Here is a 22747-nt window from a genome sequence, read left to right as displayed (position 1 = left end):
AGACGCGCGGGAGGGGTAGACGCGCCGGGCGCGCAGCGAGTACACCGAGGCGCCCATGGACACGACGCACGACGCGACGGACGCGACGCACGACGAGGCGGGGCAGACGCGCCCGATCCGCCCTGAAGATCAGGACCCGAAGCTGTGGAAGGGGAACGGGTGGACGGCGCGGGTCATCAAGAACGAGGACGACGATGGGTGGGCCGTCGAGATGACGTGCGACGGCCAGAGCGAGCCCTCGCTGGTGGGGCCGTGGACGATGGGGCGTGACAAGAAGAACCCGAAGCCGCTCGACGCGAGCGCCTTCGCCACCCTGGTGAAGACGGCGAACGAGATCCTTTCGCGGCACGACCAGCAACGCCGGGCGCAGCTGCACCGGAGCGTGACGACGGTGGTCGGGGGCGGCGCCCGGATGCGGGTGGACCTCGACATCGTGCCCGACGAGGACGATCCCCACGCCATCCTCACGGGGAGAGACGCGGCAGGGGAGACCGTCAGGCGGTCGAGGGTGCCCCCGGACTTCAAGCTCACCGCCGAGAGCGCGCGGGCGTGGCTCGACGAGGGCGTTCCCGAGCCGTGACGGGCGCGCGGCCGGCGATGGGTCCGGTGCTCTGGGGATGAGCGAGGCCGAGCTCCATGCCCCCGCGCTCAGCCGCGGTGGTCCGGCGGCCGGCCGGCGCGCTCGACGCTGGTGAGTGCGCCTGGGCCCGAGCTCCTCGCGCGTCAGCCCACTTCCAGCGGGAGCGCGGGATCCGCCGCCCACTCGGCCAGGGACCCGTCGTAGACGGCCACGTTCTCCGCGCCGAGCAGGCTCAACACGAAGGCATCGCTGCACGCCGCGATCCCGCCGCCGCAATACGTGATGATGCGCTTGCGCCCCAGGGCTCCGGCTGCCTCGAAGCGGTCCCGCAGGATCGCCGGAGCCAGGTACGCGTGCGAGCTCGGATCGACCAGAGCGCCTGCGGGGACGTTGACGCTGCCCGGAATGCGCCCGGGCCGCGCGACGCGCGTCACCTCTCCGGCGTGCTCCTCGGCCGACAGCGCGTTGACGATGCACGTGTCCGTGTCGCCCATCGCGGCGAGCACCCCGCTCTTATCCACGATCCAGCCGGCGCGAGGCCGGGCCACGAACCGCGCCCGAGCATGCCTGACGGCGTCGGCCGATACGGGTCGGCCCTCCGCCGTCCACTTCCGCCACCCGCCGTCGAGCACGGCGGCGCGGTCGAAGCCGAACGCCCTCAGCATCCAGAAGACGCGCGCCGCCCACATGTTCATCGAAGCATCGTAGAGCACCACCCGGACGCCGTCGCCGACGCCGTAGCCGGACATCGCCGCCGCGAACTGCTCCGCAGGAGGCATCATCACCGGCGATGGATCTCCTCGGTCCGACAGATCCGCGAGGAGGTCGGCGAACGCGCTGCCCGGGATATGCGCCTCGGCCCACGCGGCGCGCCCGCTCTCGACGTGGACGCCGCCCGACGTCGGTGTCAGGAAGACCGTGCAGTCCAGGATGCGCAGATCGGGGTCGTCGAGGTGCTCCTGCAGCCAGCCGGTGTCGACGAGAGCCTGTGGGTTCGCGAACGTCATGGATGAAGACCTCGGTGACAGGTAGGTTGCCGAGGACGGCGGCAACACACATCGAGAGGTGCCGCGCGTCGGCCGCTGTCAGTCGTCGCGCCTGGTGCCCTTCAAGGAATCGTTGAACCGCTTGTTTTCCATTGTCAACGTGTAGACTCGCACGGCGGTCTCGATCGATGTCAAGATCCTGTTGATATCACCGTCCTTGATGACATAGGCGAACGGCCGATGCTCTCTGATGACCCTCGCGGGGTCCTTGATGTTCTGGTAGGCCGAATAGAAGATGATGGGGATATCGGGCTGCCTCTTCCGGAGCTGGTCGCACGCCCAGAAGCCGTCGTGCCCCTCCATCTTCACGTCGAGGACGACCGCGTAGACGCCGTCGCGCAAGGCGGCCAGCCCCTCCCTCGCCGACGCGCACAGCAGGACGTCGTACTTCTCGCTCAGGATGAAGTCGAGCGAGTCTCGCGCCGCGGCGTCATCGTCGATCACGAGGATCACGGGGCGTGGCGGCCCGTTCGCCGGTGGTTCGCTCTTCTTGCGCCATGAGTATCTCAGGTCGTTGAACGCCATTGCCCGCATCCTTGCAGCACGGGGCCACCCTCTCGCCGGTTCGTGCTCACCCCGGCTCTTCGCTCGCTCACGATGCCCATCACCTACGACACGCCCGCCGTCGGCAGGGTCACCGTGAACCGGGTGCCCTTGCCCCATTCGCTCTGCACCTCGATGGTCCCGCGACTGGCGTCGATGATCCGCTTGACGACGGCGAGACCCAGGCCGGTCCCGGTCGCGGGTTTCGTGGAATAGAACGACTCGAAGATGTTCGGTAGATCCGCTTCCCGGATGCCCACGCCGTCATCCGTCACCTGGAGCACGCACGCTCCGGCCTCCTCCCTCGCCGAGATCTCGATCAGGCCCGCGCCACCTCGCCCGCTCCTCTCGACGATGGCGTCGCGCGCGTTGTTCAGGAGGTTCTGCAGGACGGAGTAACACTGCGTCGGATCTGCCACGATGCTGATGGTCCCCGCGATGTCGGCCTGGACCGAGATGCTGGATCCTCCGGTCGTCTCCCTGAAATCGATGAGCGCGCTGTCGATCAGCTCGTTCAGGCTGATCCGTTCCCATGAGCGCTCGCCGCCCGTGATCCTGGAAAAATCAAGGATCGCCTTGGTGATGGTGAGCACCCGGGTGGTCGCCTTGAACACGAGGCTCAGGGCGGCGTCGAGCGCCTCCTGGTTCTCGAAGACGCGCTGGAGCCGCGCTGTGAGCGGACCCAGCGCCTCGCCCGGCAGATGCTCGGCGAGCTCCTCGTGCAGCTTGCCGAGCTCCACAGCCGAGTCGAAGGTGAGGCTGGGGCGCGAGGCCGTCTCATCCTGCCCGAGGACCCTCGCGAGCACCAGGCTCGCCCCCGCGAGCGCGTTCCGGATCTCGTGCGCGAACGCGCCCGCCATCCGCTTCTCCGTCGCCTCGCGCTCCAGGCGGATCAGCTTCGCCTGGGCCTCCTGGAGCTCGGCCGTGCGCTCTTTGACCTTCTCTTCGAGCCTGCCGTACAGGCGGCTGTTCTCGATCGAGATGGCGGCCTGCGCGGACAGGACCTGCAGGACCTTGATGCGCGCCGGCGTGAACGCGTCCTCGAGCAAGGTGTTTTCCAGATAGAGGACCCCGACCAGCTTGCCTTGCTGGACGATCGGCGCACACAGGATCGATTTCGGCTTCTTCCGCGCCATGTACGGGTCGGACAGGAATGTGCTCTCGCGCGCTGCGTTGGCGAGGACGACGCGCTCCTTCGTCTTCTGGACGTATCGCACGACCGCCCGCGAGAGGCCCTCCACCTCCTCGAGCGGCACCGACTGGAGGACGCTGCTGGGCGGCTCCTCGGCGTCCGCCGCCGCCTCGACGTACAGCTCGTCGTTGTTCGCGAGCAGCAGGTATCCCTTGTTGGCCCCCGCGTTCTCCATCGCGGTCCGCATCAGCCTCTCGAGGAGCTTGCCGAGCTCGATCTCTCCCGAGATCGCCTGGGAAGCCCGCACGACGGTCGCGAGATCCAGCATCTCGCCGGCCCCGACGATCGTCGCTATCTCCGTCGGTCCGGCAGCCCTCGCCGCCCCCGCGTCCCGCGGCAAGAGCTCCGCGTACCTCTCCTTGAGCTGCATGGCCTTGGCCGCCGCGCCCCAGCGCGTGTAGCCGTAGAGGGCGTCGGTCATGTAGACGCGCGCGATCTTCGCCCTGCCCCTCGCGAGGTGGAACCTCGCGGCGAGCTCGTTCGCCAGCGCCTCGTGGTGCGGGAACTCGTTCTCGTGCGCCGCCATGATCGCCCGCTCGTAGAGGTCCATCGCCGCCGCGTCGTCGCCGACGATGCGCGCGCGCTCGGCGGACAGCAGGAGACGCCTGTGGTGGAAGTTCTCCGGGCAGCTGTCCGCCCACACCGCGATCTCGGCCGCGTACCGGTCGAGCTCTCTCTCGTAGCGCTCTCGCTCGGCGGGCGCCGCCGCCGGGTACAGCGCCAGCATGATCAGGCTCCCGTAGAACGGGATCTCGGTCGAGATCCACATGTGGCCCAGGTACGGGCGCAGCCGCTCCGCGAGGGCGACGAAGGACAGCGCGCGCTCGTGGTCCTCGTAGAGGAACGCGAGCTGCGCCTTGTGGACGTTGTAGTATGCCGCCATGTGCTCGAGGCCCGGGGCCGCCATCTCGGCGTCGAACGCCGCCTCGTCGAAGGCGCCATCGCTCAGGGTGTGGCGGCCGTGCGTGCGCCCTCGCAAGCTCGCGACCATCTGCTTCGCCGAGGTCACGATCAGGATGGCCACGACGTTCTTGGTGCGCTGGAGGAAAGGGGAGCCCCTCTCTATCTCCTCGGCGATCGCGGCGAGGTTGTTGCCGACGCCTATCCCGTTGACGATCCCGTGCATGACGGAGTAGCTGGCGAACTGGATGTCCCCCACATCCAGGCCGTCCTGGTACGCCTGTGAGAGATACGAGAACGACAGCCGGAGCGGCTCTCGGTAGTGGGCGATGAACACCGCGAAGCTGGACTTCACCTTGGACGCCGTGTCGGCACAGGCCATCTTCTCGTTGAGATCCATCGCGAGCTTGCCGAACTCGTAGGCTTCCGAGTACCGACCCAGGCCGATCAGGACGATCGCGTAGACCAGGTAGCCGAAGGGGGAGCCCTCCGCGTGGCCGTGCTTCAGGGAGATGTTGGCCTGCTTGACGCTCGCGAGCGCGTGGAGGGAGGGATACCCGAGGAGGAGGGCCGCGCTCGCGTTCGTCAGGATCGTGAGCGCCGCGCTCTGCTCCGGGTCGGTGAGCGCCGGGGCGTCGAGCAGGTCCGTGATCCGGCGGCCCGCCAGGTTCGATGGCACCTCCGCGAGCTCCGCGGCGAAGGCCGCCTTGATCCGCTCCTCGTCCTCGGGCAGCTCGATCCCGAGCAGCGCGAGGGCTGCCCGCGCGCTGCTCACGGATTCGGCGAACTTCCCGGCGACGTTGAAGAGCGGGATGCGCAGGGCGTGAACGTGCACGCGATCGAGGCGGGTCTTGGCGCGGTCCAGGACGACGTTGAACAGCGATTCGGCCTGCGCGACATGGCCGCTCAGGAACGCGCAGCTGGCTCGCTCGGTGTGGAGCGCGAACGCGAGATCGTAGTCCTGCTCCCACCCGCGCTCGTCGAGCAGCGACGTCCCGGCACCGAGGTAGGTGGCGGCCACGTCGTAGGCCGCGGACGCCTTCGCCTTCCTGCCGGCGGTGAGGTTCAAGCGCGCGAGGCTCGTCCGCTCGCCCTGCGAGGAGATCCGCGAGGCGCCGAGGTTGAGGTGATTGACCGTGTCGAACAGGTTCTCTTCCGTGTCGCCGAGCTCCCGTTGCGCGAGCATCAGGCGCCCGATCCTGAGGTGCAGGTCCTCCTTGCGCTCGCCGTCGATCAGCGAGTAGGCCGCCTGCTGCACGCGATCGTGCAGGAACCTGTACGAGACGTTGATGTCCCAGGGGGCCGGCTCGCCATCTCCGGGCTGGTCGGGCGCGGCGTGGAGGAACCGGTACTCGGCGTCCAGGGGCAGGACGAGGTTCTCCGCGAGCGCCTCCCAGAGATCCGCGGCCGTGCTCCCGGGCGGCCGCTCGTCGATCATCGAGAGCGTCTTCAGATCGAACCGGTGGCCGATGCAGGCGGCGAGCGTGAGGATCCGCTGCGTGCTCGGCGCGAGCTGCCGGAGCTTCCTCGCCATGAACTCGGCCACGTTGTCCGTGATCGCCGCGCTCCGGATGCGATCGAGGTCCCAGGAGAACGAGCCCGATGGGACGTCGAAGGCGAGCAGCTGGTCCTTGTGCAGCGAGGTCAGGAATTGATTGATGAAGAACGGGTTCCCCTGGGTCTTTTCGAGGACGAGCGCCGCCAGCGGGGCGGAACGCCGCGGATCGCAGCCGAGCGCGTCGACGAGGAGCTGGCTGATGTCCGGCAGGCGCAGCGGATCGAGGGTGATCTCGGCCATGTCCGTCCCCGCCTTCCGGAGCTCTGCCCGGGCCGTCGAGAGCGGGTGCCCCGCGTCGATCTCGTCGTCGCGGTAGGCGCCGATCACGAGCAGGTGGCCGCGCTCCGGATCCGACAGGAGCTGCGTGAGGAGCCTGAGCGAGGCGAGATCGGCCCACTGCAGATCGTCGAGGAAGAGGACCAGCGGGTGGTCGGCCGTGGTGAAGACGCAGAGGAAGCGCTGAAAGACCAGGTTGAAACGGTTCTGGGACTCGGTCGGCCCGAGCTCGGGCACGGGCGGCTGGGGGCCGACGACGAGCTCCAGCTCCGGCATCAGGTCGACGAGGACCTGCCCGCTCTGGCGCAGGGCGGTCGCGAGCTTGCGCTTGAAGAGCGCGAGCGTCTCGGCGCGCTCGGTGAGCAGGTGCCGGATGAGATCCTGGAAGGCCTGCGCCAGCGAGGCGTACGGAACGCTCCGGTTGAGCTGGTCGAACTTGCCCGAGATGAAGTGGGCTCGCCGGCCGGCCATGACCTTGTACAGCTCGCTCACGACCGCCGATTTGCCGACGCCGGCGTGGCCGGAGATCAGCACGAGCTCGGCCGCGCCTCGGCTCGCGCGGTCCCATGCCGAGAGGAGCGCCGATATCTCCGCCTCGCGGCCGTAGAGCTTCTGCGGGATGAGCAGCCTGTGGTCGCGGTCGTACCGGCCGAGCGGGAAGGGGGCGATCTGGCCCGTCGCCTCCAGCTGCGCCAGGCACTCGCGCAGGTCGGCCTTGAGCCCGTGCGCGCTCTGGTACCGGTCCTCGGCCGCCTTGGACAGGAGCTTCATCACGATGTTCGACACCGCCTCGGGGACCGCGGGCGACCGTTCGCGCGGCGGCGTGGGCTTCTTGGCGATGTGGCTGTGCAGGAGCTCCAGGGGATCCGTCGCCTGGAAAGGCAGCGTGCCCGTCAGTAGCTCGTAGAGGGTGACGCCGAGGGAATACAGGTCCGTGCGGTGATCGAGGGTTCGATTCATCCGTCCGGTCTGCTCCGGTGACATGTAGGTCAGGGGCCCTTCCAGGGAGTCGGGGCTCTTCGCCTGCTGGATCTCCTGGGAGAGGCGCGTGGCGATGCCGAAGTCGATCAGCTTGACCTGACACGTATCCATGTGGACGAGGATGTTGTGCGGCTTGATGTCCTTGTGGATGATGTGACGCCGGTGGATCGCCTCCAGGGTGTCTGCGATGGATTCGGCGATCTGGAGGGAGGTCTTCAAGCTGAGCTCCTGCGTCCGGAGGACGTCGCCCAGCGATCGTTCCTCGAGGTTCTCCATGACGAGCGCCAGGTTCGTGCCGATCCGCTCCAGGCCGTACACCTTCACCACACCAGAGAGGTCGAGGCTCCTGGTGATCGCGACTTCGTGCCGTAGCTTCGCGATCTGACGGGAGCTAGGGTATTCGCTCTTGAAGAGCTTGATCGCGACCGGCGCCCGATCCACGTTCCGGTACCCACGATAGACGATGGTCTCGACGCCGCTGTGGATCTCGTCCGTGATGGTGTAATGGGGAAGGCTGATCATCGTGTCTCCTACACGGAATCGGTGCAATCGCTCTTGCTGGCGAGTCGATTCGCGGGTGGTCGAGGCCGAACAACGTCGATTGAGCTCTGGTCGGCGTGGGTGGAGAGAGCAGAGGGTGGAGCCCCGACGCGCCCTGGCGCAGCCGCGGGCGCGCGGGATGATGTCGCTCGGAGTCGTTTCGCTCGCTCTCCGACGGTCGTCGCGCGCATCGACGCGGGTCGAGGCGGGTCGAGGCGGGTCGACTGCCGGGTTGTTGCCTCGCTACTTCCCACCCATCCACATTGCACGTATAGCATTCTCGCACCATGCGAGGAAACGGAATTCCTCCAGAGACGTCCGGTGATCCAGCGCCGACTCCCGGCGATCCAGGGCGACTCGACGGGGGCCCCGTCGAGTCGCGTGCGGACCGGTGATGGTGGTCACATCACCGTCTCGGCTTCCGATCCAGGGGACTGTAAGAGCTTCGTGGACGGTGTGGGCGGGAAGCGCGGCGGGCTATCGCGTGACGTCGTCGATTTCTCGTCTGAATGTCATCAATGAAGGACCGGCTGCGTCACGAGGCCCGGCAGCGCCGCACCGCGCGGCCGATCATCCATCGACATCGAGCGCATCGAGCGGGCGCGCGTCGCGAACGCCGAGCGTCGGCCGCCGTCAACCATCGCGCTTGGTGCCCTGCAAGAGGTCGATGGACCTCTTGTTCTCCGTCATTGTCGTGTGGACTCGCACGGCTGTGTCGACCGTGGCCACAATCCTGTTGATGTCACCATCCTTGACGATGTAAGCGAATGGCCGGTGCTCCCGGACGACCCTGCTGGGATCCTTGATGTCCTGGTATGCCGAATAGAAGATGATGGGGATGTCGGGCTGCTTCCGGCGGAGCTCATCGCACGCCCAGAAGCCGTCCAGCGGCTCCATCTTCACGTCGAGGATGACCGCGCAGACATCGTCGCGAACGGCGGCCAATCCCTCCGTCGCCGATCCGCACAAAAGGACGTCGTACCTGTCCTGCAGGATGTAATGCACGGACTCTCTCGTCGCCGCGTCATCGTCGATCACCAGGACCACGGGGCGCGGCGCTTCGTCCTTCGGTGGCGCTCTTCTCTTGCGCCATGCGTCTTTCAGATCCTTGAACGCCATCGTAGGCACCCTTGCAGCGCGGGTCCAACCTGCCGCCGGTTCGCGCTCACCCCGGCGCTCCGGTCGAGAGTGACGATCGAGCGCCTGCTCCACCCGGCGGCGGCCTGCGCGAAATGGCCGCGCAGGATCTCGCATCCGGCGCGCTCGAGGCGGAGCGTGGACGCCAGGTCGTATGCCTGCTCCCACGCTGCATCATTCGCGCTTGGCCGCAATTGGCCGCTGGATCGTTCTTCCCGCCCACACCATGTGAATAGCATTCTCGCATCTTGCAGGTAAACAGATTTTGACCGACGTGGTCGTGCGCCCCGCCGCCGACTCCGGGCGAACCGGGGCGGGTCGACGAGCAGCATCATGCAGTGCCGCTTGGATCCCTGTTGCGGTCCCAGGTCGAGGGGGGAGAGTTTTGCTGCCGGTGTAATCGACCCGTGAGGCGCGACGGGACGCCGCGTGGGGAGGGCGGAGCGAGCCAGGTGAGCGGCTCGCACGTCGCAGCTCCCCGCCTGGCGCACTGCGTTCAGCCCGGGTGGATCGGCGTCCATGCCGGCGGGTCGCTCGCGGGGAACGACTCGTCCGACGCCTCGTCCACCGGCTCCCACGCCTCGCGCTGCGAGAGCGCCCCGCCGCGATCGAGCGGTGTCTGCGGGCTCCGCTCCTCGCGCACCTTCGCCCTCGTCGCCCCGGGTCCGGCCGCGGTGTCTTCAGGCGATTCCGGCTGTCGCTCCGCTGCCTTCTTCTCGTTCGTTCCCATGCGTCACCCTCCGGCGCTCCCGTGCCCGACACGACTGGTGGAGCCGGCGAGGCGTGCGGCAAGGGGAGCCCGCGCTGGATCGCGGCCGCTCTCGCTCGCTCCTCCTTCTCGCTCAGCGCGCCGGCTCAGCCTCGACGAATCGCTCGAACACGGCCTTGCGCAGCAGCTTCGGCGGCAGGATCCCCTGGGCGAGCACGAAATCGTGAAATCGCTGCGCATCGAAGCGAGGGCCCATCATGGACTCGACCTCTGCCCGGAGCTCCATCAGCCGGGTGAACCCGTAGAAATACGATGTCGCCTGTCCCGGCGCGCGGAACGTGTAGCGCTCCACCTCGGACCGAGCGAACGGCGCTGACAGCACCACTTCCTGCTCCAGGAAGGCGCGCGCGGCCGCAGGCGTGATCTTGCCGGCCTGGAGCTCCGGGTCCAGGAAGGCGCGCGCGGCCCGCAGCAGGCGGTATTGCAGCGAGACGAGCTGACCCTCGGGCGGCATGAACGGGAACACGAGGGCCTCGGAGTACAGCCCCCACCCCTCGACGTTGGCGCTGTTCATCGCGAAGACCGCGCGGGCGATCGAGACGCCGCGCTCGACGAGCGAGGCGAACTGGAGCTCGTGTCCGGGGCGCGCCTCGTGGGCGGTGAGCGTCCACGACGCCGCTGCATGGGTGAAGTCGTCAACCTTCTGCAGCCCGTCCGCGGCGCCGGGCGGGCCCGGGAGGCTGAGCGGCAACACGAACTCCCCCACTTCCCCCTGGTTGCCGATCAGCCGCGGCGGCCGCATGTGCGGCGCTGGCGACTCGGCGCTCTCGGCGGCGGTGCCGAGCCGGATGCGCGCAGGCCGCTCGGGCAGCGTGACGAGGCGCTCTTTCCTGATGATGTCCTCTATCTGGGCCAGCCGCGCCTTGTAATGCGGCAAGATGGCCTCGCCCACCAGCTGCTCTTTCTTCAGGGCGCGGATCACGTCGCGGTAATCCGCGCCTGGCAGCTTGCGCGCGCTGGCGACCGAGCTCGAGAGCTCCTGCATCTGCGCCGTCAGATCCTCGAAGGCGGCGTGGGCCAGGGGCGCGAGCTCGGCGGGCGGCAGATCGACGCCGTACGACTCGAGCTGGAACGCATAGAGCGGCCGCGGCAACGCGAAGTCGGTCCGCGCCCGGGGGAGCACGTCGCTGCGCAGCGCCGCGTCGTACGCCTCGAGCTGGCGATTGAGCGCAGCGAGCGGCTCGTCATGGCCGCTGATGCCGTATTTCCTGAAGAGCTCGCCGATGCCCTCCCGCACGCGGGCGTTCGTGGCGAGGTGCCGCTCGATCTCCATCCTGGGTGGGGCGAGCAATCCGGGCTTCTCGAGGTCCTGGAGGAGCCTGGCCATGGCCTGCTCGGCGATGGGCACGTAGCCCGCCTCCATGCCGGCATAGCGCCGGAGGCGCGTGCGGGCCGCAGCCCGCCGCGCCGGCGGTACCCGGTCGTCCAGCAGGTTCGAGATGCCGTCGAACACGAGCCCCGTGACGTGCACGTAGGTGACGCTGTACTTCTCCTCGAGCTCCGAGCTGCGAACGGCCCGGTCCGCGGCGTCCAGCAAGATCCGCAGATCCTCGGCGACCGCCGGGTCCTTCTCGGTCTCTCGCCGTTTCTGGAGCTCCACGATGGCCGCGCGGTAGGCCGCGCGCTTCTGCGCCTCGACCCCGGGCGAGAGGTCCGAGATCTCCCGGTCCGCGCGCTCGATCCCCAGAGATCCGGCGCGCTCCGGCGAGAACCGGACGAGCACGTCGAGGAGGACCTTTGCGTGCTCGTTGCTGCGCTCGACCCAGGCCGGGAGTCGCCGGGCCGCGGCAGGCGCCGAGCGCGCGGCGGGCGCGGTGCTCGCGGCCGCCGAGGGCGCCGGCGAGGGCGGGGGAGCCGGCGCGGCGGCAGGAGGCGGGGCGCCTCGGGCGCACGCAGCGGCGACCAGGGGGACGAGGACGAAGGTGCGAAGTGCGCGCAGGGCCATGCCGCACATCTTGCGACGGCGCCGCCGCGCGCCAGCCGCAACGCGAGGCAAATGCGGCCGGCGTGAGCCCAGCTCAGCTGTGCTCGAGCGGAAGCCCCGCCTTCACCCAGCCGCTCGTGCCGCCATCCAGGTTGTAGAGCTGGTTCAACCCGAGCCGCTCGGCGAGCTTCGCCGCCGTCAGGCTGCGGGCGCCCTTCGCGCACACGAACACCACCCGATCGCGCGGCAGGGCCCGCTGCGGATCCGCTCTCAGTTGATCGAGGGGCACCAGGCGCGCGTGCGGCACGTGTCCGACCGACCACTCGCGTGGCTCACGCACATCCACAACGTCCACCTCACCGCTCTTGATCAGCTCGTCCGCGTCCCTGGGCGATATCGTCTGGATCATTCGTCCACTATAACGGACGAGTGCGACCGTGGCAACCCGGGGGACACAAGTTCGCCCCCGGGACGAAAACCTTCGAAATCCCGTGCGTTCAGCCTGATTCGAAGATCCAACCAGGGGGTTGGACGGCGAGGGCGGCTGGCAGGGAGCCCGGCGGCGTCCGCCTCAGCGGACAGGCGCCGGGCGGGCAGTCAGCGCGCCTTTCCGATCTGGATCCGATGCAACGCGTCAACCAGCGCGTCGATGTCCTCGCAGGTGTTGTAGGGGGCGAGCGACGCGCGCACGGTGCTCTCCAGGCCGAAGCGACGCAGGATGGGCTGCGCGCAGTGGTGGCCCGAGCGCACAGCGATGCCCTCCCGGTCGAGCGCCCCGCCCACGTCCTCGGTGCGCTGCCCATCGAGGACGAAGGAGAGCACGCCCGCCTTGTCGGCCGCGGTGCCGATGAGCCGCAGCCCGGGGACGGTCGCGAGGGCGTGGGTGGCGTAGTGCAGCAGCTCGTGCTCGTAGCGGCTGATGTTCTCGATCCCGAGCCGCGTCACGTAGTCGAGCGCGGCCCCGAGGCCGACCGCGTCCGCGATGTTGCCGGTGCCGGCCTCGAAGCGCGCGGGGGGCGGGTGGTAGATCGTCCGCTCGAAGGTGACGTCCGCGATCATGTTGCCGCCGCCCTGCCAGGGCGGCATCGCGTCGAGCACCTCGCTCTTGCCGAAGACGGCGCCGATGCCCGTGGGACCGAACACCTTGTGGCCCGAGAACACGTAGAAGTCGCAGCCGAGGAGCTGCACGTCCGCGCGCATGTGGGACACCGCTTGCGCGCCGTCCACGACGACGCGCGCGCCGTGCCGGTGCGCCATCGCCACCATCCCACGGGCGGGCGTGATGGTGCCGAGCGCGTTCGACACCTGCGTGATCGAGACGAGGCGCGTCCGCGGGCCGAGCAGCTTCTCGTACTCCTCGAGGATCACCTGGCCCCGGTCGTCCACCGGAGCGACACGGAGCCTTGCGCCCTTCTCGGAGCAGAGCTGCTGCCACGGCACGATGTTGGCGTGGTGCTCGAGCCACGTGATGACGATCTCGTCGCCCGGGCCCACGTTCCTCCGGCCCCAGCTCTGGGCGATCAGGTTGATCCCCTCGGTGGTGCCGCGCACGAACACGATCTCGCGCGTGGACGGCGCGTTGATGAAGCGGCGCGTCGCCTCGCGCGCCGCCTCGTACGCGTCCGTCGCGCGGGCCGCGAGCGCGTGCGCCGCGCGGTGGATGTTCGAGTTCTCGTGCTCGTAGAAGTGCGAGAGACGATCGATGACGGCCCGGGGCTTCTGGGTCGTCGCCGCGTTGTCGAGCCAGACGAGCCGCTTGTTGTGGACCCGCTCCTCGAGGATGGGGAAGTCGCGGCGGATCGCGTGGGGGTCCAGGATGCCGGCGGAGCCACTCACGCCGCGGATCAGCGCCGGATCCACGGCGCGGATCTCGTGCGCTTCGACCTGGGGAGGGCCGACCGGCGACTCGATGCCCAGCGCGGGCGCGCCGGGCACGAAGTAGGGGTCGGCGTCGCGGTCCGCGAGATCGCCCAGCACCGGGATGCGGAGCACCTCGTCGGCCGCTCCCAGGCTCAGCGGATCGGAGCCCACGAGCGGCACGCGGGCGAACCCGGCGTGCACCGTGGCGTCCGGCAGCGACGCCTCGCCGGGGAAGGCGGGTACCGAGCCGGAATACGCGGGTACCGAGCCGGAATACGCGGGTACCGAGCCGGGAACTACGGGGGCCGCCGCCGCGGACGGCCCCGGTACAGGCGACGGCGCCGCGCCAGCCGCCGCCAGGTGCGGGACGGGTGACTGCGACGGCGCGGCGCCAGGCAGCGGCGCCGTCTGCTCCGCCGCCCCCTGCTTCAACGGCGCGCCGAGCATCTCGTTCGCGAGCTGCGCGATCACCGCGGCCAGGGAGGCGGGGTCGAAGCCGGGGACGGCGGGCGCCGGCGCGGGCGCGCCGCCCGGCGCCGAGAGAGGCACGTTCGAGCGCGCGATCCCAGAGCTCCCTACGGCGCGGGTCACCTGCGGCAGAGCACCCTGGAGATCCGCTGTCAGGATCTCACTTGTACTCATAGTAGCTGTCCACCTGGACGCCCTCGAGCACGCCGAGCGCATCTTCGGTCAGAACCGCCGCCGAGCAGTACAGGGACGCGAGGTACGAGGCAGCCCCGAGCTGGTTGATGCCCATGAAGCGAATCGACAGGCTCGGGCTCACCTCGCCGGGGATCCCGGGCTGGAACAGGCCCACGACGCCGCGCTTCTTCTCGCCGGTGCGGACCAGGAGGATATCGGTCTTGTTGCCCGCGAGGTGCAGCTTGTCGGTGGGGATGAGCGGGAGGCCGCGCCACGTGAGGAACGGCGAGCCGAACAGGGTCACCGTCGGCGGCGGAACACCGCGCTTCGTGCATTCGCGACCGAACGCCGCGATGGCCCGCGGGTGCGCCAGGAAAAAGGCCGGCTCCTTCCACACGCGCGCGATGAGCTCGTCGAGATCGTCCGGCGTGGGGCCGGCGCCGCGCGGCTTGACCCGCATGCTCTCATGCACGCTGTTGAGCAGGCCGTAGTTGCCGTTGTTGATCAGCTCGTCTTCTTGCTTTTCCTTGAGCTTCTCGACGAGGACGGTGAGCTGCTCTTTCACCTGATCCATGGGGCTGCGGAACAGGTCGGAGATCCGGGTGTGCACCTGGATCGTCGTGGTCACCGTGTTGAGCACGAACTCGCGCGGCTGCTCTTCATAGTGGATGCGCGCCGTGGGCAGCTCGGCCGCGTCATCCGGGCTGCAATCGACCGCGAAATCGTTGCTGACGACCCGGTTGAGGCGGTACACGCCTGCTTCGACGGGCGTCCAGGGGAGCAGCTGCACGAGCCAACGCGGGGTGGCACCGACCCACTGGGGCGGAGTCTTGCTCGTGTTGGCGTGTTGCCTTGCGGCGCGCTCGCCAAGCAAATGGCTTTCGTGGTTCGTCATGGCAGGGTTTTTCCTAGAGCTTTGACGAGTTGGGGGGATGTCTTCACCAAAGCTGAGCCAGTACTACAACTTCTTCCCAGGTTGCCGCAATGGCGCTCGTGACGCCCTGGACGCTTTCCTCCTGTAAAGCAGATGTGTTTTCCATCATGCTGGACTCCTATAAAACGGATTTTCCTTCCGCGATGGTGGAGCGCAGCCGCGCGTGACGTGGCGGAGGGTGACACCGGCCGACGTTAGCTGAGGTGAAAGCCCAAGTGGGTTGCGGCGTCGTTGCGGCGTCGTTGCGGCGTCGTTGCGGTCTCGTCCGAGATGAGGAGTCAGGTGATGGAGCGCCGGCCCCGAGCCACCGGCGCGCCACGACCACTGAGCGGCGACCGACCTCGGCGGAGCACAAAGTGGCTGGCGGATTATGTCCGTTATGTTAGACGAACATCCGCTGGTAATCAAGCGCGGCGTTCGCTGCCCGCTCGACGCCCTCCGACCTCGAGGACGCGGAGGCATGCGCGAAGGCGGAGAAGATCGTCGCGTCGAACCCGAGCCGGTACGTGCTCCTGCGGCGGCAACGTGTGGCCCACGCGCAGCGTCCCGCCGAACAGCCGTATCAGCCAGGCCCAGGTGCGGAGCGACGTCTTCGAGGACGGCGGCGGCATCCGAGAGGTCCGAGCGCGCCGTCGCGGCGCGCTCGGCGCGGGCGAGATCCCGCTCGTCCCCGGCGCCGGCGCGGTGTATGAGCGCGGGCCTTCCGTCGAGGCCGCCCCGCGATGATCCCCCACCGCCGCCTGCACCGCGCCGTCTTCGCGCTGGCTGCCCTCTACAACGCTTGCTGGGGGCTCTACGCCGCCGTCGACCCGCAATGGCTCTTTCGCTTCGCGGGCATGGAACCCCTCAACCACCCGCCGATCTTCGCCTGTCTGGGGATGGTCGTCGGGGTGTATGCCCTCCTCTACGCGGAGGTCGCGCGCGCGCCCGAGCGCGGGTTCCTCCTTGCGGGCGTCGGTCTGCTCGGCAAGGTGCTCGGGCCGATCGGCCTCGCGGCGCTGCTCGTCACCGGGCAGTGGCCGCCTCGGTCCGCCGTGCTCTGCTTGACGAACGATCTCGTCTGGTGGATCCCCTTCGGCCTGTACCTCCACGACGCGTGGCCGTTCTTCGTGCGGCAGTGGAGGGACGCGCCGGGGAGCCCGTAGCGCTTCGGGGGGCTGACCTGCAGAGCGAGCCGGGGACGAGATCGGCCGGCGTGTGTCGTTCGCGCGGGTCAGGGCGCTACGCTACCGCGGTTCGCCGGCGCGAGGGCCGGCGGGAGGGTGTGTGTTCATGAGCTCGAACAAGGCAGCGGTCGTCATCGGCGTCGGCCCCGGACTCGGGGCCGCGGTGTCGCGGCGCTTCGCGCGCGAGGGGTTCTCCGTCGGCCTCATGGCCCGGACGGCCGCCGCGTGCGAGGCCGTGCAGCGGGAGATCGAGGGAGCCGGAGGGCGCGCCTTGAGCGTCCCGGGGGACGCCACCGACGCCGCCTCCGTCGCGGCGGCCTTCGCGCGCGTGGAGGCGTCGCTCGGGCCGGTGGAGGTGCTGATCTACAACGCCAGCGTCTTCCGCGTGGCCGGCGCGCTGGAGCTCACGCCGCGAGAGCTCGAGGACGACTGGAAGATCCACTGCCTCGGCGGCTTCCTGAGCGCGCAGGCGGCGCTGCCCGGCATGCTCGAGCGCGGCCGGGGGACGATCCTCTTCACGGGCGCCACCGCCTCGCTCCGCGGCGGAGCCCGCTTCGCGTCCCTCGCCGTCGGCAAAGCCGGCCTGCGCGCCCTCGCGCAGTCGCTCGCGCGCGAGCTCGGTCCGCGCGGCATCCACGTGGCGCACGTCGTCATCGACGGGCTGATCGACACCCCGCGGGTGCGCGCGATGGTGCCCGGGAGGACGCCCGCCACCCTGCTATCGCCGGAGGCGCTGGCAGAGACCTACTTCCAGCTCCACGCCCAGGCGCCGAGCGCCTGGACCCTCGAGATCGACGTGCGCCCGTCGGTGGAGAAGTTCTGATCCTGCCCAGGGAGGCGCGGTCACCGATAGGCGCGGCCCGCTCGCAAGGAACGAAGGATGACAGAGAGAGATAGGCAATCGACCCCCGCGGCGATGGATCCGTGGGGAAACGGGCGCGGTTACGGCCCGATCTCGCCGCGGCACCCGCTCGGCGGGGAGATGACGGACGTGGTGCGCGGCATCTTCACGCGCCTCAGGCTCCCGTGGCTCCTCCAGCGCTACTCCAAGATACCGGTGCTCGCGGTCTTCAGCTGCGTGAACGGGTTCGTGAGCATCGGCCTGATGGCGGCCCTCGCCGTGGTGACGAAGTCGCCCTTCGTCTTTCCATCGCTCGGGCCAACGGCCTTCCTGTTCTTTTACACTCCCACGGCGGCGTCGGCCGCGCCGCGCACCACCATCCTCGGGCACAGCATCGGCATCGCGGTCGCGTACATGAGCCTGCTCATCACGGGGCTCACGCACGCAGGTCCGGCGACCGCGACCGGCGTGACGCTCCCGCGCGCCATCGCCGCGGCGCTCTCGCTGGGGCTCACGGCCGGCCTCATGGTGCTCGCCCGCGCGCCTCACCCTCCCGCGGGCGCGACGACCCTCATCGTCTCGCTGGGCATCCTGTCCCGGCCTCCGATGCTCCTCGTGCTCCTCGGCGGGGTCGTCCTGCTCACGCTCCAGGCCATCCTCATCAATCGCCTCGCCGGCGTCGACTACCCGCTGTGGGCCCCGCGGCAGGCGCGCTCCGAGCAGGATCCGCCGCCTGCGCCTCCTCCTTGATCCAAGGGCCTCCCGCTTGATCCAAGGGCCTCCCGTTGCCGAGCGGCCGAGGACGGGCGACTCGCGTCGTCGCTCCATGCCATCTGGGCACCTCGTCGCGCGTCGCGCCGCGCCTGTCCGCGATGTCACGGTCGCGGCGTGACATGTCACGGTCGCGGCGTGACATGTCACGGTCGCGGCGTGACATGTCACGGTCGCCCATCGGGGATGGGGTTGGGCTCCGCGCTCCACCGCGTCAGACGAACGGGCCCGATCCGGCAGGATCCGCCGCCTGCTCGGGCCGTCGAGCTCCACGTCGAGCGGCGGGGGCGGAGAGGCCGTGTTGTTCCGGGCGCTGGCGCACCGGTTGCTTGGCGACTCCGAGAGGGGTTCTGGGGCCAGGCCCGGCGGCGATCGTCGCCTTGGTCGTTGCTTCGGGGCCCCGCACGTCATGTGGGGAGTCCATCAACGGAGGTCTTGTGAAAGTTTCATGTGTGATGGTCGGAACGCTGCTGCTCGCAAGCCTGGGAACCGCGGGCTGCGTGGTGGAGAGCGTCGAGAACGGGGAAGGAGAAGACGCCCTCGGCGAGGCGGAGCAGGCGCTGGCGTCCAGCCCGGCGCTCCGGGACTTCGGGCAAGTTCCGGCGCAGACGACGGCCTGGCGTACGGTCACCGTGGACAGCCAAGGGGTGACGCTGACTGGTTGCCAGTGCAGCGTCTCGAGCCAGCACTTCGGCGTCTCGAGCTGCCCGGTCTCCTTCAAAGGCCAGCGGAACGTCAACGTGTCCTTCACCGCGCCAGGGTCGCCGGGGACCTATACCGCGACGTTCGGCATCACGTGCGCCGGGCCGTCCTCACCGTCGGCCACCAGCGATCTGAGCGCCGTCGCCCCCATCGGCGTGAACCACAACGGCACGCTCCTCCGGGCCGGCGGCGCGAAGCCGAAGGCCGGGCGCAAGGCGACGCGGCAGGCGCGGACGACTGGCGCCGCGCGCTCGACCCGGCGCGCGCGGTGACCCACGGCGCGCGGCGCCGCGGGCCAGAGCCAGCGACGCGCCACGCTTCGATCCGCGGCGATCGCGCGGCGTGGTGGCTCGTCAGGCCTCGATCGCGCCGGCATGGCCCGCCTCTGCCAGGTTCTCCCGGCAGGCCGCGATCGTCGGGTGGCCCGGGCCGAGCGTCGCCGTGTAGATGGAGAGCGCCCGCTCCAGCAGCCGGCGCGCCGATGCCCGCTTGCCCTGCCGGAGGCGCAGCACACCGAGGTTGTTGAGCGCCATCGCCAGGTCGGGGTGAGCCGGGCCGAGGAGCCCCTCCATCGTCCCGATCGCCTTGCGGAACAGGCGCGCTGCGGCGTCGAGCTCGCCCTCGGCGTAGAGCAGGGCGGCGAGGTTGCTCGTGGTGAAGGCGACCTCGTGGTGCGCGGGGCCGTACGCGCGTTCGAAGATGGCGAGCGCGCGCCTGTAGAGCGCCGCCGCCTCTTCGCGCTTGCCCTGCGCGTCGAGGATGGCCGCGAGCGCGGCCGCATCCTCGGCGACGAGCGGGTGCTCGGGCCCGAGCGCCGCCTCCCGCAGCGCCACCGAGCGGCGCGCGAACGGCTCTCCACGGGCCGCGCGGCCGCGAGCGTGCTCGAGCCCGCCGAGGTTGTGGAGCAGGGGCGCGAGATCCGGGTGATCCGGTCCGTGGACCCGCTCGAGCACGCGGAGCGCCCGGCGGTAAAGCCGCGCCCCCTCGGCGAAGCGCGCGCGGTACTTGCAGCTCATCGCCAGCTCGTTGAGGCAGGCGGCGACCTCGACGTCGCGGACGCCGAAGGCGGCCTCGGCCAGCCGGAGCGCGCGGCGGGCGCGCGCCGCCGCGTCTGCGTAGCGGCCCTGGAGCCGCGCGGTCGCGGCCAGGGCGAGCCATGCGTGGACGCGGAGCCGCTTGATCTCGCCGCCCCGCCGCGCCCGCGCGAGCACGAGGATGGCGCGGCGCGCGTGCGCCTCGGCGGCGGGAGGGTCGCCGGACGCCGTCGCGATCCGCCAGAGCACGAGCAGCGCGCCGGCTGCCTCCGGGTCGGCGGGCCCGAGCTCCCGCTCGACGAGCGCGAGCGCCTCGCCCGCATCCGAGCGAGCCTCGCCGAGCATGCCCATGGAGAGATGACGGAGGGCGCGCTCGCGGAGGGCGCGGGCGCCCGCAGCGGCCTGTCCCCGGGCCGGCCGCGCCACGCGAGGGGCGGACGTGGAGAGGGTGGGGGCTGGCATGGGGCAGGGGAGGATCGGCGATCCGGCGGGCGCGCGCCAGGGGGCGGCGAGCGCGTGAGCGACGAGCGGAGGGGCCTTGGTAACCTGGCGGTTCCCTCCAGCGCTCCGCCGGGCGGCGCGCCCGGCGCCCCGGCGTCACTCCGCGAGCGCCGCGTCGCCCAGCGTGTTGACGTATCCCGACTCGATGATCCTCTTGAGGAGCATCAGGAACACGCCCGCGTCGCGCCAGCACTCCGCCGGCAAGCTCGCCACGCCGCCGCGCACGATGTCGACGAATCGCTCGACGACGCGGCCATCCCCGGCGCTGTCGTCGGCGGCGAGGTCGCGCAGCGTCGCCGCGATGACGTCCTCGTCATCGACGCCGACGAACCGCATCGTCGCCTCGACGAGCCGTCGGTTCGGATGGTTGAAGAGGTTGAGATCGAACCGGCCCCGGGGGCCCGAGCGCCGATCGACGTCCTGATCTCCCACGTCGTCGAAGATGCGCGAAGCAGCGTCGGCGAATCGCTCGCACACGCGCCTGACCGCCGGGGAGGCCAGCACCTGTCCGATCGTGGGGAGCTCGGGGCTCGCGCTCCGGTAGAGGCTGTAGACGACGGCGACCGTCCCGGCCGTTTGAATGCTCCCGATCGCATGGGCGACGAAATCGTCGGCGTGGTCGTCCCAGAACGCACCCTCTTCGCGCTCGAGAACTCGCTGGCTGAGCTGCCGCATGGCGGAGCCGTGGCTCAGAAAGCCGGCGACAGGCGACTCGATGAGCGCGCCTGCGTCCTCGGGAGAGCTCAGGCGACGCAGCAGGCGCGCCACCTCGGCCAGGGGCCGAGCGCGCGCGGCGACGAGGGCAGGATCGGGGCGCGGCGCCCTGGCCGCGTCGAGCTCGCTCCGGAGGACGGCGGACGCCGGCTGCCTCGTGTCGTTCGATGCAGCGATGTGCAGGCGCGGCGCGTGAACCTCGATGAACCGGTGCGTTGCGACAACCATCGCAAGGTCCCCGTCATCCATCAGGCCGTCGAACAGGAACAGGAGTCCAAATACGATGGAGACCTCGGCGAGGCGCTCGACATCCTCGATTTCGATCGCGATCGCGGCGCAGAACGCGGTCGCCTTGGGGCCGATCTGGCGCACGACGCGCTCGATGTGCTCCGGATCGAGGTCGGGTAAGGCGCCCTGGACGATCGGGCGGAACCTCTCGAGAAAACACGCGTGGACGGCTCGCATCCTCTCGGAGAGCGCGCGACGACCGACGGCGGTCGGGTAGGAATCGCCAAAGACATGGCTCTGCCACGTCCTCTCGATCAGATCGTCTAGCTTTCCCATGACGGTTGCGACACGAGGAGGGCGCCGAGGACCCACGCGCGGTCCACCCGCGCCGGGCAATACAGCTCCTTGCCGATCCAGCGGAGATCTTCCTGGCCGGCGCCGATGTCATGGTTCGCCATCAGCCAGTCGCGCCCCCGCCGCCAGGCGCTCCGCGCCATCGATTCGAGCTCGCGGTTCCTTCGGGCGGCGCGGAGCGCGAGCACGGCGTAGGCCGTCTCTGCCGCGGTGGGCGCGCCGCCGGCTCCCCAGCCGCCATCGCCGCGCTGCGCGCGCAGCAGCGCCTCCATGCCGCGCTTCACGGCGGGCACCTGCCCCGCGTGCGAGAGGGCCAGGATGACCTGGCTGGTCGTGTAGAGCCAGGAGCTGTGCCATTTGTCGCCAACCCACCGCCCGTCCGGCTGCTGGCGCTCGAGGAGGTACCGCGCCGGCTCCGACGCCTTCTCTCCGCGGGACGCGAGGGCGTGCATCGCGTGTGCATTGGTCGTGAGCGAGGGTTGCAGCTCGTTCGCGTACGTGATGAACATCCCGCCTCGCTCGAAGCGCCGCAGCGTCTCGATGGCGCGGGGCGCAGCGAGCTCTCCCAGGGTGGCGATGACCGTCGAGGTGATGTCGCCGTCCTGCGTGAACGCGTCGCTCATGCCGATGCCCTCGGGGCGAAGCGCGGCGCCGAGGTCGAGCAGCTGCGGCCGCGCCACGTCGCCCAGCCGGGGATGGTCGAGGAGATCGAAGGCCCGCAGCGCGTACAGGACCCAGGTCTGCTCGAATCGGTGGATGGGCCACACCGTGGGGACGATGCCTGGAATTCCGACCTCCGTAGCGCGGCTCGCTCGAACCAGGTACTCGCGCGCCGCCGCTCGTGCGTCCGCGAGGCCGGCCTTGTCCCGAGATGCGTGAAGCCAGGCCGCCGTGGCCGCGGGGCTGTGCCCGACGCCGCCGCTCCCGTCGAGGAGGTCGGGCGAGGGGCTGCTCCCCCAGCCCTCCCACGAGTGCGACGCCGCGCTGCCGGCCGCCGGCCGGGCCTTGCCGATCAAGGCCCGGCGCCGCTCGCCGAGCGCAATGAGCGCCCTGTACGGTCCCCACTCGACGCCGAGGCCGAGCGAGGAGGCCCGGTCGAGGAGCCTGGGCATGAGCAGCTCCAACCCGACAGGGATGTCGTCCGGCAAGGCCGTCCCCCAGTGCGCTGCCTGGTTGCGCAGGAACTCCAGGCCCCCCTCGCAGGCGCGGCGTACCTGCGGCATGAGCTCGCGGTAGGGATGGAGGGCCACGACCGACGCCAGCGTCGGGAGATCGCGCGCGCGTGGAACCGACGAGAGCCCCCAGCCCGCGTCCGGCCGCTGCTGATCCAGGAGCCACGGGATGATGCTCGCCCTGGCATCGGGAAAGACATCGAACATCAGCACGGTGGCGGTGTCGTAGACCGACGGGCTGACGAGACCCCCGCCTCGCCCGAGCTCCGCCACGAGCTCGCGAAGAACGGCCAGAGCGTGATCGGAAGGACTCGAATGCGGTGAGGTGTTCATGTGCTGATCCACCCGGCGAGGGCCGGCTGCCGCCGGCGACCGTGTTGAT

General features: G+C 70.0%; 17 protein-coding genes and 1 pseudogene. 6 read left to right on the top strand and 12 right to left on the bottom strand.

Annotation, left to right across the window (positions count from 1 at the left end):
* Positions 1–55: 55 nt before the first annotated feature.
* Entirely contained in the window at positions 56–580 is a 525-nt protein-coding gene (locus tag WMF27_RS23220; RefSeq protein WP_437766705.1) for a hypothetical protein, read from the top strand.
* Positions 581–723: 143 nt separating this feature from the next.
* On the opposite strand, the gene WMF27_RS23215 is transcribed toward WMF27_RS23220, so the two are convergent.
* The 9 genes from WMF27_RS23215 to WMF27_RS23175 form a co-directional block, all read right to left on the bottom strand.
* Positions 724–1587: a sulfurtransferase gene (locus WMF27_RS23215; RefSeq protein WP_437766706.1), complete on the bottom strand. Its 864-nt coding sequence runs from the start codon at positions 1585–1587 to the stop codon at positions 724–726.
* 78 nt (positions 1588–1665) lie between these two features.
* On the bottom strand, positions 1666–2151 hold the full coding sequence (locus WMF27_RS23210; RefSeq protein WP_437766707.1) for a response regulator: 486 nt from the start codon (positions 2149–2151) through the stop codon (positions 1666–1668).
* An 83-nt stretch (positions 2152–2234) separates the two neighbouring features.
* Entirely contained in the window at positions 2235–7598 is a 5364-nt protein-coding gene (locus tag WMF27_RS23205) for a trifunctional serine/threonine-protein kinase/ATP-binding protein/sensor histidine kinase (protein ID WP_437766708.1), read from the bottom strand.
* 651 nt (positions 7599–8249) lie between these two features.
* Positions 8250–8735 (bottom strand): response regulator, encoded by a 486-nt coding sequence (locus WMF27_RS23200; protein ID WP_437766709.1) that lies wholly within the window; start codon positions 8733–8735, stop codon positions 8250–8252.
* Positions 8736–9249: 514 nt separating this feature from the next.
* Positions 9250–9483, bottom strand: a complete 234-nt coding sequence (locus tag WMF27_RS23195) for a hypothetical protein (RefSeq protein ID WP_437766710.1) — start codon at positions 9481–9483, stop codon at positions 9250–9252.
* A 112-nt stretch (positions 9484–9595) separates the two neighbouring features.
* Complete coding sequence (locus tag WMF27_RS23190) at positions 9596–11476, bottom strand: DUF885 domain-containing protein (protein WP_437944511.1); 1881 nt, start codon at positions 11474–11476, stop codon at positions 9596–9598.
* A 64-nt stretch (positions 11477–11540) separates the two neighbouring features.
* Positions 11541–11855: a rhodanese-like domain-containing protein gene (locus WMF27_RS23185; RefSeq protein ID WP_012237276.1), complete on the bottom strand. Its 315-nt coding sequence runs from the start codon at positions 11853–11855 to the stop codon at positions 11541–11543.
* Positions 11856–12043: 188 nt separating this feature from the next.
* Entirely contained in the window at positions 12044–13948 is a 1905-nt protein-coding gene (locus WMF27_RS23180; RefSeq protein ID WP_437766712.1) for a family 2A encapsulin nanocompartment cargo protein cysteine desulfurase, read from the bottom strand.
* Positions 13935–14843 carry a family 2A encapsulin nanocompartment shell protein gene (locus WMF27_RS23175; protein WP_437944510.1) on the bottom strand — a complete coding sequence of 303 codons (909 nt, stop codon included), beginning with the start codon at positions 14841–14843 and terminating at the stop codon, positions 13935–13937. The genes WMF27_RS23180 and WMF27_RS23175 overlap by 14 nt, the downstream gene beginning before the upstream one ends.
* A 555-nt stretch (positions 14844–15398) precedes the next feature.
* Here WMF27_RS23175 and WMF27_RS23170 point away from each other — a divergent pair.
* From WMF27_RS23170 to WMF27_RS23150, 5 genes and pseudogenes are all read left to right on the top strand, one after another.
* Positions 15399–15494 (top strand): annotated as a pseudogene (locus WMF27_RS23170) (serine O-acetyltransferase EpsC); the annotation flags it as partial.
* Positions 15495–15604: 110 nt separating this feature from the next.
* Complete coding sequence (locus tag WMF27_RS23165; protein ID WP_437766714.1) at positions 15605–16027, top strand: hypothetical protein; 423 nt, start codon at positions 15605–15607, stop codon at positions 16025–16027.
* Between the two features lie 127 nt (positions 16028–16154).
* A complete protein-coding gene (locus WMF27_RS23160; protein ID WP_437766715.1) occupies positions 16155–16871 on the top strand; it encodes an SDR family NAD(P)-dependent oxidoreductase in 717 nt (238 codons plus the stop codon).
* Between the two features lie 57 nt (positions 16872–16928).
* Complete coding sequence (locus WMF27_RS23155) at positions 16929–17639, top strand: HPP family protein (protein WP_437766716.1); 711 nt, start codon at positions 16929–16931, stop codon at positions 17637–17639.
* Positions 17640–18115: 476 nt separating this feature from the next.
* Complete coding sequence (locus tag WMF27_RS23150) at positions 18116–18634, top strand: hypothetical protein (RefSeq protein WP_437766717.1); 519 nt, start codon at positions 18116–18118, stop codon at positions 18632–18634.
* Positions 18635–18715: 81 nt separating this feature from the next.
* On the opposite strand, the gene WMF27_RS23145 is transcribed toward WMF27_RS23150, so the two are convergent.
* From WMF27_RS23145 to WMF27_RS23135, 3 genes are all read right to left on the bottom strand, one after another.
* A complete protein-coding gene (locus WMF27_RS23145) occupies positions 18716–19858 on the bottom strand; it encodes a tetratricopeptide repeat protein (protein ID WP_437766718.1) in 1143 nt (380 codons plus the stop codon).
* Positions 19859–19993: 135 nt separating this feature from the next.
* Positions 19994–21175: a hypothetical protein gene (locus WMF27_RS23140; protein ID WP_437766719.1), complete on the bottom strand. Its 1182-nt coding sequence runs from the start codon at positions 21173–21175 to the stop codon at positions 19994–19996.
* Positions 21163–22698, bottom strand: coding sequence for a hypothetical protein (locus tag WMF27_RS23135; protein ID WP_437766720.1), 1536 nt, complete (start codon positions 22696–22698; stop codon positions 21163–21165). Before WMF27_RS23135 ends, WMF27_RS23140 begins: the two co-directional genes overlap by 13 nt.
* Positions 22699–22747: the final 49 nt, after the last annotated feature.

The sequence above is a fragment of the Sorangium sp. So ce281 genome (genome assembly GCF_051527395.1).
GTDB classification, from domain to species: domain Bacteria; phylum Myxococcota_A; class Polyangia; order Polyangiales; family Polyangiaceae; genus Sorangium; species Sorangium cellulosum_B.
This window is presented reverse-complemented; position numbering and strand designations above follow the sequence as displayed.